Source organism: Actinoplanes sp. NBC_00393 (genome assembly GCF_036053395.1).
Classification (GTDB): Bacteria; Actinomycetota; Actinomycetes; order Mycobacteriales; family Micromonosporaceae; genus Actinoplanes.
This window is the reverse complement of record NZ_CP107942.1, coordinates 493,264-513,499: the sequence shown is the minus strand read 5'-3', so window position 1 is coordinate 513,499 and position 20,236 is coordinate 493,264. Positions and strand designations below refer to the sequence as shown.

The following is a 20,236-nucleotide window of genomic DNA, read 5'->3' as shown; positions in this document are numbered from 1 at the left end:
CTTGCGCCCGAGGCGAGACAGGGCGGCGCGGCGCGGCGCAAGGCAGGGCAGGGCGGCGCGGCGCAAGGCAGCGCGGGACGGCGCGGGGCGAGGCAGGGCGGGGCGGCGCGGCGCAAGGCAGGGCGGGGCGGGGAGCGGCCGGCGGAGCCGGGTGGGCTCCGCCGGGCACTCGTCGCTGCTAGCCCAGGGTGAGGGTGCAGCTGTCCTGGTCAGCGGCGAGTTCGGTGACCTCGTCGCCGAGCTGGACGCGCCACGGCAGGGCGTCGCCGGTGCGGCCGATGCGGATCTCCGCGCCCTCCCGGACGACCGTGAAGACGCTGTCGGCGCCGGCCGGGCCGGGCACGACCACCGCGGTACGCCCCTCGGCCGGCTCGAACAACCGCAGGGTCACCCCGTCGCGGTAGTCGTAGTCGGGCCGGTCCACCCGGTTGCCCACCGGAATCATCGCGCCCGGCCGGACCAGCAGCGGCACGCTGTCGAAGGCGTGCGTCTCCCGGACCCAGCCGGGGCCCTCCACGACCTCACCGGTCAGGAAGTGGGTCCACCGCCCGGCCGGCACGTAGAACTGCACGTCGCCGCCGGCGGTGAAGACCGGCGCGACCAGCAGGTCTCCGCCGAGCAGGTACTGCCGGTCCAGGTGGGTGACCGCCGGGTCCGCCGGGAAGGAGAACGCCATCGGCCGCATCACCGGCAGGCCGTCCAGGTGCGCCTCGCGGGCCACGCCGAACAGGTACGGCATCAGCCGGTACTTAAGGTGCGTGAAGTGCCGGAGCACGTCCACCGCCTCCTCGTCGAAGTCCCACGGCACCCGGTACGACGTGCTGCCGTGCAACCGGCTGTGCGAGCTGAGCAGCCCGAACGCGACCCACCGCTTGAACACCGCCGGGTCCGGCAACCCCTCGAAGCCGCCGATGTCGTGGCTCCAGAACCCGAAGCCGGACGACATCAGGGACAGCCCGCCACGCAGGCTCTCCGCCATCGACTCGAAGTTGCTGGAGTTGTCGCCGCCCCAGTGCACCGGGAACTGCTGCCCGCCGACCGTGGCCGAGCGGGCGAACAGCACGGCCTCGCCTTCGCCCTTCGATGAACGCAGCACGTCGAAGACGACCTGGTTGTAGAGCTGTGTGTAGTAGTTGTGCATCCGCTCCGGGTCGGACCCGTCGTGCCACACCACGTCGGTCGGGACCCGCTCGCCGAAGTCGGACTTGAACGCGTCGACGCCCATCTCGACAAGACCACGCAGCTTGGCCGCATACCACTCGCGCGCGGACGGGTTGGTGAAGTCGACCAGGCCCATCCCGGCCTGCCAGAGGTCCCACTGGAAGACGTCGCCGTTGGCCCGCTTGACCAGGTAGCCCTTGGCCTTGCCCTCGGCGAACAGCGCGGAGCGCTGGGCGATGTACGGGTTGATCCACAGGCAGGTGCGCAGTCCCCGGTCGGCGAGCCGCTTGAGCATGCCCGGCGGGTCCGGGAAGACCCGGGAGTCCCACTCGAAGTCGCACCAGTTGAACTCGCGCATCCAGAACGTGTCGAAGTGGAAGACGCTGAGCGGCAGATCCCGGTCGTGGAATCCGCCGACGAACTTGTTGACCGTCTCCTCGTCGTAGGAGGTGGTGAACGAGGTGGTCAGCCAGAGGCCGAACGACCAGGCCGGGGGCAGCGCCGGGCGGCCGGTCAGCGCGGTGTACTTGCGGATCACGTCGGCCGGGGTGGGTCCGTGGATCACCAGGTAGGACAGCGACTGGCCGGCGACGCTGAACTGGGTCCGCGACACCATCTCCGAGGCGACCTCGAACGACACCTTGCCGGGGTGGTCGACGAGCACGCCGTACCCCGCGTTGGTGAAGTAGAACGGGACGTTCTTGTACGCCTGCTCGCTGCTGGTGCCGCCGTCCTCGTTCCAGATGTCGATGCTCTGGCCGTTCTTGACGAACGGCCCGAAGCGCTCGCCGAGGCCGTAGACCGTCTCGCCGACACCGAGGTCGAGCTGCTCGTGCACATAGGACTCGCCGTCATCGGTGTCGACGATGCCCATGCCCTTCCAGCCGCTGCCGGTGATCCGGCGCCCGTCGGCGAAGAAGTCGAGCGCCCAGTTCTCCCCCGGGTTGAACCGTGCGGTCAGCGCACCGGACGTGATCGAGGTGTCATCGACGACGACGTCGACCGGCGACGAAGCGATGGCGAACTCGGGCAGCCGCGGCTCCAGTCCCTGGAAGTGCTCGATGGTGACCCGGATGACGTCCGGCGCCGGCGCCGAGCAGGTGACCGTCATGAGCGGGGCGTTGAGCGTGTCACCGCGATGGCGGACCGGCCGGGTGGCGGCGTAGACGGTCAGCGAGTCCGGCGCCGCGACGCTGTCCTGGAAGTGCGCGGGGTGGAGCACAGTGAGACCGTCACGCTTGCGCCAATAGCCGTCGGTGAACTTCATGAAGATCCTTTACTTGATGGCGCCGGCGGCGATGCCGCGCGTGAGGGTCCGCTGGAAGATCAGGAAGAAGAGCATCGCGGGGAGGATGCCGATCAGCGCCGAGGCGCTGGTCGTGGTGGCGTCCATCATCCGGTCGCCCTGCAGGACGCCCAGTGCCACCGGGACGGTCTGGTTGTCGTTGGAGATCAGGAAGACCAGCGGCAGGAAGAACTCGTTCCACGTCCAGATGAAGAAGAACGTGAAGAGCACGCCCAGCGTCGGCATGCTGACCGGGACCACCACCCGCCACAGCGTGCGCCATTTGCCGGCGCCGTCGATGGACGCGGCTTCCAGCAGTTCCCGGGGGAACTCGCTGTAGACCGAGGTCAGCAGGTAGGTGCCGAAGGCACTCTGGATGACCGTGAAGATGATGATGATCGCGATCAGGTTGTCGTAGAGGCCGGCTTCCTTGGAGATGTAGTACAGCGGGTAGACCAGCACCTCCTGCGGCAGCAGGTTCGCGACCAGGAAGAACACCAGGAACCAGACGCGGCCCTTCACCCGGCCGATGCCCAGTGCGTACGCGTTGAGGATGCTCAGCACGACACCGAGGACCGCGACGACCAGGCTGGTGATGAAGCTGTTCCAGAGCTTCTGGCCGAAGTTCACCCGGTTCCAGAAGTCGACGATGCCGTCCCAGTAGAGGCTCGTCGGGATCGAGAGCGGGCCGCTGCCGGCGTACTCGGCCGGGCTCTTCACCGCGTTCACCGCGACCACCAGCAGCGGCCCGACCAGCAGGAGGAAGAGCACCAGCAGGCCGGTGAGCACGAAGAACCGGGCCGGGTTGCGATGCCGCAGCGCCTTCGGCGCGTCACCGGACGGGGTACGCGCGGGAGCTTTCGTAGCCGTGACGGTCATGACTGCTCCTCGGCCCGGTGCTGCAGCCGCAGGAACACGAAGGCGAGCACGACGATCAGCACCGTGAGCACAGTGGAGATCGCCGACCCGTACCCGACCTGGGCCTTCTCGAAGAAGTTCTTGTAGGCGAAGTAGGACGGCACCAGCGTCGCGTTGCTCGGCCCACCCCCGGTGAGCACGAAGACCTGACCGAAGATCTTCAGCGCCGCGATCGTGGTGGTGATCAGCACGACGTAGAACTCCGGCCGGATCATGTACACCGTGATCTTGCGGAACCGCTGCCACCAGGTGGCGCCGTCCAGGTCCGCCGCCTCGTAGATCGACGGGTCGATGCGCTGCAGACCGGACATGAACATGACGATCGGGTAGCCGAGCTGGAACCAGATCATCACGGCCATCACGCTGTACAGCGCGTAGTCCGGGTCACCGAGCCAGTTCTTCGCGAGCCCGCCGAGCCCGACCGCCTCCAGGATCCGGTTCAGCGCGCCGTAACTGGGGTGCAGGATCCAGGCCCAGATGATGCCGGTCACGGCGACCGGGATGACCTGCGGCAGGTAGTAGCCGGAGCGGAAGAAGCCGGCCCAGCGGTCCCCGAACTTCTTGGCCACGTAGTCGAAGAGCACCGCCGCCAGCACCAGGCCGAGCAGCGTCGGGATCACCGCCATCGCGATGATGAGCAGGATGATGTTGCTGAACGACTGCCAGAACAGGGTGTCGCCGAAGAGGCGGGTGTAGTTGTCGAAGCCGACCCAGCGCGGGTCACCGACACCGGTCCACTTGGTGAAGCTGATGTAGACCGTCATGACCAGCGGCACGATGATCACCAGCAGCGAGGCGAGCACGCCGGGGATCAGATAGACCGCGTAACCCTTTTGTTTAGCCATACCGGCTCCCTTTCGCGGCGCGGGCGGTGGCGGACCACCGCCCGCGCGCTGCGCTTACTTGCCGAGATCCGCGAGGTTCTCGTTGTACGGGCCGGCGATCTCGTCGAGGACCGCGTCCGGCGTCTTCGAGCCGTTGATCAGGCCCTGCACGCCGGCCACCAGCACGTCGTAGTAGCCGGGCGCCGGCCAGTCCGGGTAGAACGCGAGGCCGTCGCTGGTCGAGATCTTGTTGAAGTTCTCGATCAGCTCCTTGTTCTTCGGGTCGGTGATCTGCGCGACGTCGGCCGCGACCGGGACACCACCGCTGTTACCGAGCAGCGCCTGGATCTCCGGCGTCATGGTGATGTCGATGAAGTCGTACGCCAGCGCCTTGGCCTTGCTCTTCTCCGGCACCACCCAGAGGTTGCCGCTGGAGCCCGGGTGCAGGTTGTTGCCCGGGAACAGGAAGGTGCCCCACTCGAAGTTCTTGATCTCGTTGGCGAACCGGCCGTACCACCAGCTGCCGGAGATCAGGATCGGGAACTTGCCCTGGGTGAAGGCGACGCCCATGTCCTCGGCCTTGATGCCGGCCGAGTCCTTCGAGATGTAACCGGCCTTCACCCAGTCGGCGAAGGTCTGCGCGCCGTAGCTGAGCTGCGCGCCCTTGAAGTCGACCTTGTTCTTGTAGAGCTGGTAGTCGTCGACGAACGCGCGGTCGGCCTTGGAGAGCGCGAGCTCGTAGAAGATCTGCTGGGCCGGGTACTCCGCGCCGCCGACGGAGAGCGGGGTCACGCCGGCCTTGACGAAGGTGTCCATCGCGGCGGTGAACTGGTCGAGGGTGGTCGGCACCTCGACCTTGTGCTTCGCGAACAGGTCCTTGTTGTAGTAGACCATCACGTATTCGCCGTAGTTGGGCACGCCGTAGAACTTGCCCGAGCCCATGATGCCGTCTTCGTCGTACTTCGCGGTGGTCTGCAGGCTGGAGCTCAGCTTCTTGTCCCAGCCGCGCTCGGTGGCCTGCTCGCTGAGGTCGGTGAGCAGGCCCTGCTTGGAGAGCAGGCCGGCGGTCGCGTTGCCCTTGTTGTATTCCATGATGTCGGGCGCGCTGTCCGAGTTGAGGATCATCTGGGCGTTCTGCTGGATCTGTTCGAAGCCCTTCTCCTCGAACTTCACCTCGACGCCCGGGTGCTTCTCCTTGAAGATCTCGATCGCCTTGGTCCAGGCGATGCCCATCGCGCTGGTCGGGCCCTCGTAGTGCCAGAGCGTCAGGGTCTTGGCGTCGGCGCCCTCCTCGGCGCCGCCGCTGTCGTCGCCGCCGCAGGCGGCCAGGCCGAGTGACGCCGCGAGCAGCAGCGCACCGGCCGCCAGACCGGATCGTGATCGGAACATGCCGTCCTCCCAGAGGGACTGGAATCTGTCAAAGCCGGCGGCACCATCGTCGAAGCGCTTCGACGAATCGAAGCCCGCTGTCGAAGCGCTTCGACGATGTGCCTTGCCGAGACGCTATGAAACGCGCGCCTGTCGTGTCAACGGTGTGACGTGGAGATTTCGCGGCAGCTGTCCCGCTCCACCAGGCTCGGTGCGAGCAGGCGGGTGTACTCCACCCGGCGACCGTCCAGCAGCCGCATCGCGGTCTCCACCGCGAGGGTCCCGACGTCGTGCGCCGGGATGTCGATCGAGGTCAGGTTGACCGGCATCGAGACCGCCACGTCGCGCGGGCAGATCGCGACGATCGAGATGTCCTCCGGGACCCGCCGGCCGGTGGCGTGCAACAGGTCCAGCAGCGGCCGCAGCGCCTCCTCGTTGTGCACGACCAGGGCGGTCAGGGCGGGCAACTCGGCGTCGATCTCGGCCAGGCAGGACCGCACGCCTTCGGCGCCCGGCTCGCAGGGATGGGTCACAGTCCGCAGGCCCAGCTCAGCCGAGGCCTCCAGGAAACCCGAGAGGAACCGGTCCGCGTACGTCGTCTGCCGTCGATAGACCGCCGGCGACGGACCCACCAGGCCGATCCGCTGGTGGCCGTGCCCGGCGAGATGAGTCAGCGCCTCCCGGGCGGCGGCCGCGAAGTCCAGGTCGACGCAGGCGATGCCGGTGTGGTCGGACGGCAGCCCGATCAGCACGGACGGCTGCTTGAGCCGGCGCAGGGCCGGGATCCGCAGGTCGTCGCGCTCCAGGTCCATCAGTATCAACGCGTCGACCATGGTGCTGTGCGCCACCCGCTCCAGCCCCGCGGTGCCCTCGTCCTTGGTGAGCAGCAGCACGTCGTGGTTGTACGAGCGGGCTGCGGTGACCACCGCGGTGGCGAACTGCATGATGACCGGCACGTTGACGTCCACGCGCAGCGGCGCGACCAGCGCGAGCACGTTGGTCTTGCTGCTGGCCAGGGCACGCGCCCCGGCGTGCGGGTGGAAGCCGAGCTCGGCGATGGCCGCCTGGACCCGGGCACGGGTCTCGGCCGAGATCGGACGGCGGCCGCTCAGCACGTACGACACCGTGCTGGGCGACACCCCGGCCGCCCTGGCGACGTCGTTGATCGTGGGCACTGCGCCTCCCCAAGTCGCCACAGCCTCTCCTTTCGTGGATCCTACTGATCACCGTGGGTGCACCTCGCCGGGCACACCCACGGTGATCACGTCACCGGATGCTGAACGTGGCCAGCCGCAGACCCGGACTGGGCACGAGGTAGACGTCCTGGCGCCCGTTCGCCTTGGCCAGCGCGGCGGTCACCGTCGCGTACCGGTAGACGCCGCCGGTGTCGGCGAGCGTGGCGGTGCCGAGCAGCCGTCCGGTCGGCGAACCGAGCCGGACCTGCACGGTTCCCGCGCCGGAAGCGCGAGCGGTGAAGGTGGTCCCGCCCCGCAGCGCGGCGTCGCGGAAGGCGATCCAGTCGCCGGCCGACTGCGCCCCGACCACGGTGCCGCGCGCCTTGGTCTCGTCCAGCAAGCGCGCTCCGGCGTACGCGTCAAAGGTCTCCGCCCTGGTCTCCTCGGCCAGATCGCGCGCCGGGATGGTCTCCCCGCGCACCGGCAGCGTCGCCCGTTGCCGGATGTCGCTCGACGAGGAACCGAGAAGAACGTCGTAGACCGAGGTCTCCACGATCCAGCGCTGCCGGGTCTGATCCCAGCGGGCCAGGTCGGCCGGCTTCAGCGCGAACGTGACGGTCCTCGACTGACCGGCCGCGAGATGCACCTTCTGGAAGCCGCGCAGTTGCTTGACCGGGGTGGCGTCCCGGGAGGTGCGCTGGTGGGTGTAGAGCTGGACCACCTCGTCGCCGGCCCGCCTGCCGGTGTTGGTGACGGTCAGGCTGACCCTGCCGTTCCTCACCACCGGCTTCCCGTACTTGAAGGTGGTGTAGGAGAGCCCGTGCCCGAAGGCGTACAGCGGCTTGGCGTCGCTGTAGAGATAGGTCTGTCCGGTGTTGATGATGTCGTACTGGAGCAGGTCGTCGGGAAGCTGCTCGGTCGAGGCGGGCCAGGTCTGGGTGACCCGGCCGGCCGGGTTCACGTCGCCGAAGAGCACGTCGGCGACCGCGTGCCCGGTCTCGGCGCCGGCGTGCGTGGTCCAGAGGATGCCCGGCACGTTGCGCTGCGCCCAGGTGAGCGTCTGCGGGTAGCTGGACTGCACCACCACGACGGTGTTCGGGTTCGCCGCCCGGACCGCCCTGATCAGCGCCTCCTGCCGGGCGCCGAGATCGATCGACGCGCGGTCGTGCACCTCACGGCCGGCGACGAACGGGTCGGTGCCGACGACGACCACGGCGGTCTTCGCCTTCTTCGCGGTGGCGGCGGCCTCGGCCACCCCGTCGACCAGGACCTCCCGGGTGAAGCGGGCGGCGCCGGCCGCGTCCGGCGAGCCGAGGGCCAGATTGCCGTCGGCGCCGATCGTCACGTACGTGTTCGCGCCGAACCAGGACTCCTGCGTCTCGTAGCCGACGTAGTGCAGCACGACCGTGCCGTCGGACTGCTCCTCGAGCTTGAACTGCTGCTGCACGAACCAGCCGGTCGGGTTGTTCTCGACGGTGACGAACGGTCCCCAGTTGTAGCCGAGCAGCTTGCCGTTGCCGACGTTGCGCAGGGTGGAGACGCCGTCGCCCCAGTCCACGCTCTCGAACTGGGCGGCCGGCGTGGCGGTGGTCTCGACGACACCGGCGGGGCCGGCGGTCGCGCTCAGGTAGCGGCCGGTCGACACGTCCTTCAGAGCGATCCGGTCGGCACCGAACGCGCTGGTCACCGACTTCGCCCGGGCCTTGATGCCGTCCAGCACCGTCACCTCGTACGGGAGCTGTCCGCCGTACCAATCGCTGTAGAGCTTGTCGGCCAGCGGACCGACGACCGCGACGTCACCGCCCGGCTTGAGCGGCAACGCGCCGGTGTTCTTCAGCAGCACCGCCGCCTCGGCGGCGGTCTCCCGGGCCAGCGCGCGATGCTGCGGGCTGTCGATCACCGCGGGCGTGATGTCCGCGTACGGGCCACCGTCCGGATCGAACTCACCGAGCCGGAACCGGATGCTCAGCGCGTTGCCCACCGACTCGTCGATGTCGGCCTCGGTGAGCAGTCCCTGCGCGAGCCCCTCCTTGACCGCGGTGGTGGTCGGCTCGGCGTTGGTGTCGTTCACCGTGAAGCTGTCCAGACCGGCCTTGAGCAGCGCGGCGTTCGCCTCGGCCTGGGTGGCGAAGTACTGCTGCGAGCCGGTCAGGTTGGTCGGCGCCCAGGCGTCGCTGACGTTGAAGAGCCGCCGCTCGCTCCAGTCCCGGACGAGTGTGCCGAGGTCCGGGTCCACAGTGGCGGGCCGGCCGTTGATCAGGTTGTAGGAGGCCATCACACCGGTCGCCGCGTCGTTGCGCAGGGCGATCTCGAACGGCTTGCGCTCGTACTCGTTGAGCACCCGCTGCGGGACGTTGGACGAGGTCACGTCCCGTTTGGTCTCGTTGTTGTAGGCGGCGTAGTGCTTCAGGGTGGGCGCGACCTTCAGATGGTCCGGGTCGTCGCCCTGCAGGCCCCGCCCGTACGCGGTGGCGATCTCGCCGGACAGCAGCGGGTCCTCCGAGTAGCCCTCCTCGTTGCGGCCCCAGCGCGGGTCACGCAGCAGGTTGACCACCGGCGCCCAGGTGTTCAGGCCCCACACGACCGGATCCCGCGCGTGGAAGCCGCGCAGCTCGTCGCCGACCGCGTCACCGACCCGTTCGATCAGCTCCGGATCCCACGTGCTGGCCAGGCCGACGGCCTGCGGGAACACCGTCGCCGTCGCGTCGATCTTGGCGCCGTTGTTGCGGTAGTCGTTGGACCAGGCGACCCCGTGCAGCGCCTCGGTGCCCGACTTGAACACCTCGAGGCCGAGGCGTGGGACGGCCGGCTGGTACTGGTGCAGCAGGGAGATCTTCTCGTCGAGGGTGAGCCGGCCGACCAGGTCGTCGAGGCGGGTCTGCAGCGGCAGGCTCGGATCACGGAACGGAAAGGCGGGGTCGGCCCGGGCGGCGGACGGAGCCAGGGGCACGACCAGCAGGGCGGCGGCGAGGACGGCCAAACCGCGTTTTCGCATGACGCTCTCCTGAGAATGGGTTTGCGGACCGATCGTCGAAGCGCTTCGACGGTGACACGAGCGAAAGCTCGGTGAAATGAGGAGCGGTGCGGTCACCATAGATCGGGGCTGATGCGGCAGGCAACAACTGCCGGCAGCTTTCCTTCAATTCCGGCCGTGACTTCAGGGCAGAATGGGACGCGTGCGACTGATCGTCATCGGGGGCGACGCAGCGGGTATGTCCGCGGCCTCGCAGGCCCGCAAACGCCGCGGCCGGGAAGACCTGGAGATCCTCGCGTTCGAGCGGGGTGACTTCACGTCGTACTCGGCCTGCGGCATTCCGTACTGGATCGGCGGCCTGGTGGACGGGCCGGACGGGCTGATCGCCCGGGACCCGGCGGCGTTCCGGGAGGCCGGCATCGAGGTGCGCATCCGGCATCGGGTGACCGGTATCGACCTGGACGCGCGTACGGTCACCGTGCGCGACCTGGCGGCCGGCCGGGACGTGCGGGAGGGCTTCGACGAGCTGGTCTACGCGGCCGGCGCCACCCCGGTCAGCCCCCCGTGGGCGCAGACCCCGGCGAGCGGCGTGTTCGGCGTGCAGACCCTGGGCGACGGAGCGGCGGTGCACGCCTGGCTGGACGAGTCGCCGAAACCGGAGTCCGCCGTGGTGATCGGCGCCGGCTACATCGGTGTCGAGATGGCCGAGGCGCTCGTCCGGCGCGGGCTGCGGGTCGCCCTGGTGGAGAAGGCCGACCAGCCGATGTCCACCGTGGATCCGGACATGGGCGCGCTCGTGGCCGAGTCGGTCCGCAAGCTCGGCATCGACCTGCGCACCGGCGTGACGGTGCAGGGCCTGGAGACCAGGAACGACCGGATCAGCGCGGTGGTCACCGACAGCGGGACGCTGCCGGCCGACATCGTGGTCCTCGGTCTGGGGGTACGCCCGAACACCGAACTCGCCTCCTCCGCGGGTCTGCCGCTGGGCGATTCCGGCGGGCTCGTCCCCGACCTGCGCCAGCGGGTCGGCGAGGGCGTCTGGGCGGCCGGTGACTGCACCGAGGTGCTGAACCTGGTCAGCGGCCGCCGGATGCACGTCCCGCTCGGCACCCACGCCAACAAGCAGGGCCGGGTCGCCGGGATCAACATCGGCGGCGGGTACGCGACCTTCCCCGGCGTCGTCGGCACCGGCATCACCAAGATCTGCGACCTGGAGGTGGCCCGCACCGGGCTGACGTCGCGCGAGGCCTCGGTGGCCGGGTACGAGTTCGTCACCGCGACGGTGGAGTCGACGAACCGCGCCGGGTACTTCCCCGGCGCGGTCCCGATGACTGTCAAGATCCTTGCGGAGCGGGACACCGGGCTGCTGCTCGGCGCGCAGATCGTCGGCAAGACTGAGGCGGCCAAGCGGATCGACGCGTTCGCGGTCGCCCTGTGGAACAGGATGACGGTCACCGAGATGACCGCGCTCGACCTGGGTTACGCGCCGCCGTACGCCCCGGTCTGGGACCCGGTCCTGATCGCCGCCCGCAAAGCGGGCGAAGCCCTCGGCTGACGCCTGCTGTCGCTTCCCCGGCCGGGATACCGCGCTCGGTGACAGCCGGGGTCAGGCGGTCCGGCGGGCGGCGGCCAGCAGCGACCAGGCGACGAAGCCCCAGATCACGCCGGCGATCAGGTTGCCGCCGGCCTGGGACAGGATGATCGACGTCAGCCAGACCAGCACCAGGGCGAAGGCCAGCGGGCGGGGCAGGGTGCGGGTCCGCCAGGTGGCGACGGCCAGCAGGATCGAGCCGAGCAGCCAGAACAGGTTGGCCGGGGCCGCCACGATCGGGAACCACGAGTAGTCCTGGTCGTGCAGGTTCGTGCTGGTCATGCCGAGCGCCAGCAGGGCCGAGCCGGCAACCGCGAGCCAGGCGCCGATGCGGGCGGTGCGGGTGCCGGCCAACCTGCCGAGGGCCAGGTAGCCGGGTATCCAGAACACCAGCGCCGCGGCGACCATGGCCAGCAGCACGTGTTCGGAGGTGCCGACCAGCGGGTTGCCGTCGTCGGAGCGGACCGCCTGGATGGCGCCGGCAACCGCGGAGGCGATGGCTCCGGCAGCGGCCAGCCAGCCCACGACGGGCCGGACCGTGGCGGTGGTCGCAGTGGTGTTTTCCGAGGTAGTGATCGTCATGCCGATCAAGTTACGGAGAACACCCGCCCCGGCTCGTCGGTCTGCGGTCGTCCGCACGTACCTCCGAATGATGATCTTTGTGCGCCTGGAGGATGACGCCCGCGCGCCGCGCGGATGGTTAGGGTCCTCGCCGTGGATGCCCTGACCACCCTCTCCCGGGTACCGCGCCGGCCACCCCGCGCCGACGTCGCGCTCACCGCCCTGCTCTGCGGCTGGGCGGCGATCGAGGCCGTCGCCCTGCCCGGCCCCGGCGCGCTCTGGCAGCGATTGGCGTTCGCAGCCGGGGTCACGCTGCCGCTCGTGCTGCGCCGCCGGGCGCCGATGACGGTGCTGGCGGTGATCGTGGTGATGCTGATCGTGCGGGTCATCACCGTCACCGGGCCGGAGACCACCACGTTCCCGTTCCCCAGCCTGCTGGTCGCCACGTTCTCGGTGGCGCTGCACGGGCGGCGGGTCGCCTTCACCGTGCTCGGCGGGGTGGCGACCGTCGCGACGATGCTGTCGTTGTTCCCGCTCGGCTACTACTCGAACAAGCCGGACGTCGGGCAGGTCATCATCCTCGGCTTCTTCGTGACCGGGGCGTGGGTGGCGGGCTGGCTGATCCGGGTCCGGGTGGCCCAGGCCGAGGTGGAGCGCGAGGCCGCGGCACGCGCCGCATCCAGGGCGGTGGCAGCCCGGGAAGCCGCAGCACAAGCCGCGGTACGCGCGGACGCCGAACGTGCCGACGCCGAGCGCCGGGCCGCGACGGCGGTCACCGCCGAGCGGGAACGGATCGCCCGGGAACTGCACGACGTGGTGGCGCACTCGCTGTCCATCGTGGCCGTGCAGGCCGGTGCGGCCGAGGAACTGATCGCCCTGGACCCGGAGAGCGCCCGCCGGCACATCGCTGCGGCCCGGTCCACCGCGCGCGAGGCGCTCACCGAGATGCGGCACGTCCTGGACGTGCTGCGCGACGACGACACCCGCGCCGAACTGCTCCCCCAGCCCACCCTGGACCGCACCGGCGAACTGGTCGACGAGGTCCGGGCCGCGGGCCTGCAGGTCGAGCTGATCGTCGAGGGCGACCGCGGGACCGTGCCGGCCGGCGTCGACCTGGCCGGTTTCCGGATCGTCCAGGAGGCGCTGACCAACGTGCGCCGGCATGCCGGCGGGGCGCCGGCCACGGTCCGGATCGGCTATCGGGAAAGAGAGATCACCATCAACGTACGCAACACCGGCGGCCCACCCACGGCGGTGTCCCACCCGGGCCGCGGCCTGATCGGCATGCGCGAGCGCGCCCGGCTGTACGGCGGGACGCTCACCGCCGAACCCGACAGCGAAGGCTTCACCGTCACCGCCCGGCTGCCCCGGGACCCGTCATGATCCGCGTCCTGGTCGCCGACGACCACGCGCTGATCCGTTCCGGACTCGCCGGCATGCTCGGCGCCCAGCCGGACATCACCATCGTCGGTGAGGCCTCCGACGGCGCCGAGGCGGTCCGCGCCACCGCCGACCTCTCCCCCGACGTCGTGATGATGGACATCCGGATGCCGAAGATGGACGGCATCGAGGCCACCCGCCGGATCACCGGCCGGCCGGACGCCCCGCACGTGCTGGTGCTGACCACGTTCGACCTGGACGAGTACGTCTACGACGCCCTGCACGCCGGAGCCGCCGGGTTCCTGCTGAAGGACGCGCCGCCCGGCCAGCTCGCCGAGGCGGTCCGCACGGTCGCCGCCGGGGACGCGCTGCTCGCACCGGCGGTCACCCGGCGCCTGATCAGCCGGTACATGCGGGTGCCGCCACCGGCCGCCGCGGCCGCCCGGGCCACCGACCGGCTCACCGAGCGCGAACTCGAGGTGCTCCGGCTGGTGGCCCGCGGGCTGAGCAACGCCGAACTCGCGGTCCGCCTGCACCTGTCCGACGCGACCGTGAAGACGCACGTCAGCCGGGTGCTGACGAAGCTGGACCTGCGAGATCGGGTGCAGGCGGTGGTCTACGCGTACGAGCAGGGCCTGGTGGTGCCCGGCGAAGAGGAATAGGCCGGCGTTCGCCTTCGCTGAGATCGCCGGCCTAGGCGCGCAGGTGGACCAGGGCGACCGGGGTCTCCTGGCCGGGCCAGCAGCCGGTGAGCACGCCGACGTCGGCCGGGTCCACGGCGACCAGCGGCACCCGGCTGACCACCAGCTCGACCGCACCGGCCCGGACCACGGTCGGGTCGCCGTCCCGGTGCCCGGTGATCTCCCCGGCCGGCGGCGTCCCGGCGCCGCTGCCGCTCAGCTTGAGGTCGGGTTCGCGGAGCACCCGCTCGCCGCCGTTGTCGACCTCCTCCGGCGCCTCGTGCCCGCCCTCCCGGATCACCCGGGTCAGCTCGGCCACGTAGACCGGGTCGCCGGTGGCGTCGTACACCCAGCGCTTGCCGAGCACCGAGTGCTCGACCGTGCCGACCAGGTGCGCCTCGGCGCCGTCGAGCGGGGCGCCGCGGTAGGTGAGCGGAATCTGCCACGCCGGGCCGTCACCGGCACGAACGATGAGGGTCTCGATGCCCACCTCACCGTCCGGGTCGTCGAACCGCGCGCCGGCGACGCGGGTCAGCTCGGGCTCGGCCGGTCCGTCGTACCACGGGCGGGTCGGCAGCCAGGCCGCGAGCAGTTCAAGTTTGCTGGGCGTGATCGTTGCCTTGTGGAGGAGCGCCATGCCGGAAAGCCTAGGGGTCGTGATCCGGCATCCGGCGGTCTGGTCCGTACCCGCCGTGGTCGGCTGGTCGTCGTGGCCATGCCGCCCGGACCCGGGCCCGGCGTTGTAGCTTTTCTGCATTCGAGTGCTGCTCCTGGGAGGTGGCGCCGGTTGCTCCCCGAGAAGAGGACCCGCCGCGTCAGCACGCCCCTCGTCATCGGTTCCCTGCCGGTGGTCGTCGCTGCCGGGAGCTGGCTGACCAACGTGCTGACCGACGGCTGGAACCCGTGGCTGTTCGGCGTCCTGGCCGTCGTGGTGGCCGTCTCGTCCGGGCTCACCGTCGCGGCGGAGAGGGCGGCCGGGAATCTGCGAGCCGTCCACCGCGAGCCGGTTCCCGTCCCGGCGCCGATCTGGCTGGACGTGCCACCTCGGAACCGGCACTTCACCGGCCGGGAAGACCTGCTGGCGGGGCTGGATCTGCGAACGGCGGACAGCGCCGACCCGGCGGTGACCGCACTCGTCCCGCATGCTCTGTACGGGCTCGGCGGGGTGGGAAAGACGCATCTCGCCATCGAGTTCACGCACCGCCACCGATCCGCGTTCGACCTGGTGGCGTGGATGCCGGCTGAGCAGGAGGCGGTGCTGCGATCGGCGTGGCTCAACCTGGCGCGAACCATGGGCATCGCCGAGTCGGAGACTCTCGAGCGGACGGTCGACATGGTCCGTGACGGGCTGCGCCGTGGGATCCCGTTCCGCCGCTGGCTGGTCGTTTTCGACAATGCCGAGGACCCGGCAACGCTGCGGCCGTATCTGCCGGAGGCGGCGCAGCCGCACTCGACCGGGCGAGTGTTGATCACGTCGCGCAACCGAACGTGGCACAGTCTGGCCGACACCGTCGAGGTGGAGGTCCTGCACCGTGACGAGAGTGTGGCTCTGCTCCGCAAGCGCAACCCCGGTGTCACTGACACCGACGCGGGCCGGCTCGCCGAACAGCTCGGTGACCTGCCACTCGCGCTGCGCACCGTCCTGGCCGATCCGGTCCGCCTGGACCGGGCGATGACGCAGGTCGGCCGTCTTTCACTGGCGAGGCTCGACAAAGCCCGCGGCACCATTCAGGTGCATCGGCTGGTACAGGCGGTGGTCCGGGCCCGGCTACAACCGAATGACCAGGCGGAGCTCCGGTCCGCTGCGCAGAGGTTGCTCGCCGCGGCCGTCTCCTCAGCGCCCTGGGTGGACGAACCGGCATCCTGGCCGGCCCATGGCCTGATCACGGCACACCTACGCTCCGCCGGTTGCGTGGAGAGCGCGGACCGGCACATCCAGGAACTGGTGTTGCAGCACATCCGGTACCTGGAGGTCCGTGGGGACAGCGCGAGCGCACATCGCCTGGCGCGGGAGGCGTGGAACCGCTGGGGTGAGCTTCTCGGCCCGGATCACCAACTGACGTTACGGGCCGCCTTGTCCCTGGTCGAAGCGGCCCGGACGCTGGGTGAGCAGTTCACCGTCACTCCGCTGCTGGAGGAGACGCTGAGCCGGGCCCGGCGGGCCCTCGGGGAGACGCACCGGGTCACCCTCAAGATCGCGAACAGCTACGGCGGGAGCCTGCGGCTGGCCGGGGACTTCCGCCGTGCGTACCGGCTGGACCTGGTGACCCTGGACCGGGCGTGCGACACGTCCGGGGAGACCGACGTCTTCACCATCCGGGTGCGCAACAACCTGGCAGCTGACCTGCGCCATCTGGGCAGGTTCGCGGATGCGTTCGCGCTGGACGAGGAGAATGTCGCCCTTCGCGAGCTCGTCCTCGGGCCGCATCACCCCGACACCCTGTACTCCCGGTGGATGTGCGGGCTGGACCGGTACTACCTGGGTGCGCACGAACGCGCCCACGAGATGATCCGCACTGTGCTGCCGGAGATCGAGGCGGACCTGGGCGCCTTCCATGTCCGGGCCCTTCAGACCTCGGCATACGTCACCCACCCGAGCGAGCCGGCCGGCGCCTTGTCCCTCGCGGTCCGCACGTTGGAGCTGCACCGGCAGGTGTACGGCAAGGAGCACCCGGCGACCGTCGCGGCTCTGGTGGCCACCGCCGTCGTCGAGCGCCGCAACAACGAGTTCGGTGCGGCCGCCCGGCACGGTCGCGAGGCGGTGGCTCTGGCTCGGCACGTTCTCGGCGCCGATCACTGGATCACGCTGGCCGCGGAGGCCGGCTGCGCCCTGGACGAAGCGACCACCGGCGATCTCCCGAACGCGTACCAGCTGCTACGCGCGGTCTACGAGCGTTCGGTCGCCATCAGCGGCGCGGGGCATCCGCACACCCTGGCCCGCGCCGCGAATCTCGTCCGGGTGGGCCGGCGAGCGTTTGACGGCGCCATGGAGCAACGACTGCGCGCCGAGATCGGCGCGGCGATGGGTCTGGAGCCGGGCGACGTGGTGCCATTGCTCGCCCGGCGGCGCGGACGGGGCTGGGTGGAGTGCCCGGTCGAGGTACCTCCGTACTGAGCGACCGGCCACCCCGTACCCCTTCCCCCCGGAGCTCAGAGACCCATGTCCTTAGCGATGATCATCTTCATGACCTCGCTGGTGCCGCCGTAGATGCGGTTGACCCGGTTGTCCGCGTAGAGGCGGGCGATCGGGTACTCGTTGATGAAGCCGTAACCGCCGTGCAGCTGCAGGCAGCGGTCGATCACGCGGTGGGCGACCTCGGTGCAGAACAGCTTGGCCGAGGCGGCCTCGGCGGCGGTCAGCTCGCCGGCGTCGAGGGCCTCCAGGGCGCGGTCGGCGACGGCCTGGGCGGCGTCGACCTCGGCCTGGCAGGCGGCCAGCTCGAACTTGGTGTTCTGGAACGAGGAGACGGCCTGGCCGAAGACCTTGCGCTCCTGCACGTACTGCTTGGCGAAGCGGACCGCGGCGGCGGCCTGGGCGTAGGCGCCGTAGGCGATGCTGAGGCGCTCCTTGGGCAGGTTGTGACCCAGGTACGAGAAGCCCTTGTTCTCCTCGCCGAGCAGGTTCTCCACCGGCACCTTGACGTCGTCGAACGCCAGCTCGGCGGTGTCGGAGGTGCGCAGGCCGAGCTTGTCGAGCTTGCGGCCGACCGAGTAGCCGGGCGACTTGGTGTCGACGACGAGCAGCGAGATGCCGTAGCGGCGGTCGTCCTGCTTCGGCGGCGAGGTCCGTGCGCAGACGATCACCCGGTCGGCGAGGACACCGCCGGTGATGAAGGTCTTCGCGCCGTTCAGCACGTAGTGGGTGCCGTCCTCGCTGAGTCGGGCTGTGGTGCTCATGCCGGCCAGGTCGCTGCCGGTGCCGGGCTCGGTCATGGCGATCGCGTACATGGTGTCGCCGGAGACGAACTCGGGCAGCCAGCGCCGCTTCTGCTCCTCGGTGCCGAGCTGCATCAGGTACGGCAGGCAGAGCGCGACGTGTGCTCCGGAAGCGCCGAACGAGACGCCGGCCCGCGTGGTCTCCTCGGTCTGGATCGCGGCGAACTTGAACGAGTCGATGCCGGCGCCGCCGTACTCCTCCGGCACCTCGATGCCGAACAGGCCCAGCTCGGCGAGCTGCTTGTAGAAGTCGCGGGGCACCTGGCCCTCGACGAACCACTGGTCGTAGCGGGGAACCACCTCGGCCTCGATGAACTCCCGCAGGGTCTGCCGGAAGGCTTCGTGGTCCTCGTTGAAAACTGAGCGACGCATATCAGGATCCTCGAACTAGAGACGGCGTCCGCCGTCGACGTAGATGGTCTGGCCGGTGATGAACGACGCGGCGTCACTGGCCAGGAAGGCCACGACCTGGGCGATGTCCGACGGGTGGCCGACCCGCCGCAGCGGGGTGATCTCGGCGGCCCTGGCCTGCATGTCGGCGGCGGAGATGCCGACCCGGGCCGCGGTCGCGTCGGTCATCTCGGTGACGATGAAGCCGGGGGCCACCGCGTTCACGTTGATGCCGAACGGCCCCAGCTCCATCGCGAGCGTACGCGTGAAGCCCTGGATCCCGGCCTTCGCGGCGGCGTAGTTGGCCTGCCCGCGGTTGCCGAGCGCGGACACGCTCGAGGTGTTCACGATCTTGCCGGATTTCTGGGGCACCATGTGCCGCTGTGCCGCCCGGCTGCACAGGAAGGCGCCGCGCAGGTGCACGTTCATCACGATGTCCCAGTCCGCCCCGGACATCTTGTGCAGCAGGTTGTCGCGCAGCACGCCCGCGTTGTTGACCAGCACGTCGACGCTGCCCAGCTCGGCCGCGACCTTGTCGATCACGGCGTCCACCTGGGCCTCGTCGGAGACGTCGCAGCCGTGGGCGACAGCCGTCCCGCCGGACGAGCGGATCTGGTCGACGACTGACGAGCATGCGTCCTGGTCGAGGTCGAGGACGGCGACGGCGGCGCCCTCGGAGGCGAACTGCAGCGCGGTGGCCGCGCCGATGCCGCGCGCGGCACCGGTGACGATGGCTACCCGACTCAAGGGGACTCCTCTGTTCAGAACGCGCTGATCCCGGTCAGCGCCCGGCCGATGAGCAGTTTCTGGATCTGGCTGGTGCCCTCGTAGAGGGTGGTTACGCGGGCGTCGCGCATGGCCTTGCCGACCGGGAACTCGTCGACGTAGCCGTAGCCGCCGAACACCTGGATCGCCTGGTTGGACGCTTTCACCGCGGACTCGGTGGCGAACAGCTTGGCCATCGACGCCTCGGTGCCGAACGGGCGGCCCCGGTCGACCAGGTCGGCGGCCCGCCACACGAGCAGCCGGGCCGCGTCGGTCTCCACGGCCATGTCGGCGAGCATCTCCTGCACGAGCTGGTAGGAGGCGATCGGCTTGCCGAACTGGGTGCGCTCCTGGGCGTAGGCGACCGCCGCCTCCAGGCAGCCGCGGGCCAGCCCGACCGAGCCGGCGGCGACCGCGATCCGCCCCTTGTCCAGAGCCGACATCGCGATCTTGAAGCCGCCACCCTCCCGGCCGAGGCGGTTCGCGTCGCTCACCCGTACGCCATCGAAGTTGATCTCGGCGGTTGCCTGGCCACGCAGGCCGAGCTTGCCCTTGATCTCGCGCCGGGTGAGACCCGGCGCATCGGCGGGGACCAGGAAGGCGGTGATCCCTTTCGGACCAGGCCCCCCGGTACGCGCGAACACCAGCACCACCTGCGCCCAGGTGCCGTTGGTGATGAAGATCTTCTCGCCGGTGATCAGCCAGTCGTCGCCGTCGCGCACGGCCCGGGTGGTCAGCGATCCCGCGTCCGACCCGGTGCCCGGCTCGGTGAGACCGAAACAGCCCAGCGTCTCGCCGGCGCACATGCCGGGCAGCCAGTGCCGCTTCTGCGCATCCGTCCCATACGCCTGGATGCTCTTCGCGACCAGGCCGAGCGAGACCGAGACGATGCCGCGGACGGAGGTGTCGCCGCGCCCGAGCTCTTCCATCATCAGGACGTAGGAGAGGAAGTCGCCGCCCGAGCCACCGAACTCCTCGGCGATCCCGAGACCGAGAAAGCCCAGCTCGGCGAGCTTGCCGACGATCTTCAGGTCGACCTGCTCGGCCCGGTCCCACTCGGTGACGTGCGGGACGATCTCGCGATCCACCCAGTCGCGGGCGAGGTCACGGAACTGTTCCTGCTCCTGGGTCAGGCCTAGGTCCACAGAAACTCCTAAAACTAACGCTGTCAGGTTTCTCGACGAGTGCTAACTTAACACCGTTAGGCACTTCTGCGAAAGGACCTCAC

At 69.9% G+C, this 20,236-nt stretch carries 15 protein-coding genes; 4 read left to right on the top strand and 11 right to left on the bottom strand.

What is annotated here, in order from left to right; translation table 11 throughout:
- Positions 1 to 178: 178 nt before the first annotated feature.
- The 6 genes from yicI to OHA21_RS02290 form a co-directional block, all read right to left on the bottom strand.
- Entirely contained in the window at positions 179 to 2,428 is a 2,250-nt protein-coding gene (gene yicI / locus OHA21_RS02315; protein WP_328469615.1) for an alpha-xylosidase, read from the bottom strand.
- 9 nt (positions 2,429 to 2,437) lie between these two features.
- Complete coding sequence (locus tag OHA21_RS02310) at positions 2,438 to 3,325, bottom strand: carbohydrate ABC transporter permease (protein ID WP_328469613.1); 888 nt, start codon at positions 3,323 to 3,325, stop codon at positions 2,438 to 2,440.
- Entirely contained in the window at positions 3,322 to 4,209 is an 888-nt protein-coding gene (locus OHA21_RS02305; RefSeq protein WP_328469611.1) for a carbohydrate ABC transporter permease, read from the bottom strand. The genes OHA21_RS02310 and OHA21_RS02305 overlap by 4 nt, the downstream gene beginning before the upstream one ends.
- Before the next feature lie 54 nt (positions 4,210 to 4,263).
- Positions 4,264 to 5,577: an extracellular solute-binding protein gene (locus OHA21_RS02300; protein ID WP_328469609.1), complete on the bottom strand. Its 1,314-nt coding sequence runs from the start codon at positions 5,575 to 5,577 to the stop codon at positions 4,264 to 4,266.
- 137 nt (positions 5,578 to 5,714) lie between these two features.
- A complete protein-coding gene (locus OHA21_RS02295; RefSeq protein WP_442875149.1) occupies positions 5,715 to 6,731 on the bottom strand; it encodes a LacI family DNA-binding transcriptional regulator in 1,017 nt (338 codons plus the stop codon).
- 91 nt (positions 6,732 to 6,822) lie between these two features.
- A complete protein-coding gene (locus tag OHA21_RS02290; protein WP_328469606.1) occupies positions 6,823 to 9,726 on the bottom strand; it encodes a glycoside hydrolase family 3 protein in 2,904 nt (967 codons plus the stop codon).
- 172 nt (positions 9,727 to 9,898) lie between these two features.
- On the opposite strand from OHA21_RS02290, the gene OHA21_RS02285 reads away from it, so the two are divergent.
- On the top strand, positions 9,899 to 11,260 hold the full coding sequence (locus OHA21_RS02285) for an FAD-dependent oxidoreductase (protein ID WP_328469605.1): 1,362 nt from the start codon (positions 9,899 to 9,901) through the stop codon (positions 11,258 to 11,260).
- A 51-nt stretch (positions 11,261 to 11,311) separates the two neighbouring features.
- On the opposite strand, the gene OHA21_RS02280 is transcribed toward OHA21_RS02285, so the two are convergent.
- Entirely contained in the window at positions 11,312 to 11,878 is a 567-nt protein-coding gene (locus tag OHA21_RS02280; protein ID WP_328469604.1) for a hypothetical protein, read from the bottom strand.
- A 132-nt stretch (positions 11,879 to 12,010) separates the two neighbouring features.
- Between OHA21_RS02280 and OHA21_RS02275 the strand changes: the two genes are divergently transcribed.
- Together OHA21_RS02275 and OHA21_RS02270 are read left to right on the top strand one after the other, a co-directional pair.
- Positions 12,011 to 13,240, top strand: coding sequence for a sensor histidine kinase (locus OHA21_RS02275; RefSeq protein WP_328469603.1), 1,230 nt, complete (start codon positions 12,011 to 12,013; stop codon positions 13,238 to 13,240).
- On the top strand, positions 13,237 to 13,899 hold the full coding sequence (locus OHA21_RS02270; RefSeq protein ID WP_328469602.1) for a response regulator transcription factor: 663 nt from the start codon (positions 13,237 to 13,239) through the stop codon (positions 13,897 to 13,899). The genes OHA21_RS02275 and OHA21_RS02270 overlap by 4 nt, the downstream gene beginning before the upstream one ends.
- A gap of 31 nt (positions 13,900 to 13,930) precedes the next feature.
- Here the strand turns inward: OHA21_RS02270 and OHA21_RS02265 are convergent, their stop codons facing one another.
- Complete coding sequence (locus OHA21_RS02265; protein WP_328469600.1) at positions 13,931 to 14,554, bottom strand: CG0192-related protein; 624 nt, start codon at positions 14,552 to 14,554, stop codon at positions 13,931 to 13,933.
- 150 nt (positions 14,555 to 14,704) lie between these two features.
- Here OHA21_RS02265 and OHA21_RS02260 point away from each other — a divergent pair, with 150 nt between their 5' ends.
- Entirely contained in the window at positions 14,705 to 17,032 is a 2,328-nt protein-coding gene (locus OHA21_RS02260; protein ID WP_328469598.1) for a tetratricopeptide repeat protein, read from the top strand.
- Positions 17,033 to 17,067: 35 nt separating this feature from the next.
- Here the strand turns inward: OHA21_RS02260 and OHA21_RS02255 are convergent, their stop codons facing one another.
- Genes OHA21_RS02255 through OHA21_RS02245 form a run of 3 tightly spaced genes read right to left on the bottom strand, consistent with a single transcriptional unit; the run spans position 17,068 to position 20,153 of the window.
- The gene (locus OHA21_RS02255) at positions 17,068 to 18,225 is read right to left on the bottom strand and encodes an acyl-CoA dehydrogenase family protein (protein ID WP_328469596.1); all 1,158 of its coding nucleotides are present in this window, start codon (positions 18,223 to 18,225) and stop codon (positions 17,068 to 17,070) included.
- Between the two features lie 15 nt (positions 18,226 to 18,240).
- Positions 18,241 to 18,990, bottom strand: a complete 750-nt coding sequence (gene fabG / locus OHA21_RS02250) for a 3-oxoacyl-ACP reductase FabG (protein WP_328469593.1) — start codon at positions 18,988 to 18,990, stop codon at positions 18,241 to 18,243.
- Between the two features lie 14 nt (positions 18,991 to 19,004).
- Positions 19,005 to 20,153 carry an acyl-CoA dehydrogenase family protein gene (locus OHA21_RS02245; RefSeq protein ID WP_328469591.1) on the bottom strand — a complete coding sequence of 383 codons (1,149 nt, stop codon included), beginning with the start codon at positions 20,151 to 20,153 and terminating at the stop codon, positions 19,005 to 19,007.
- Positions 20,154 to 20,236: the final 83 nt, after the last annotated feature.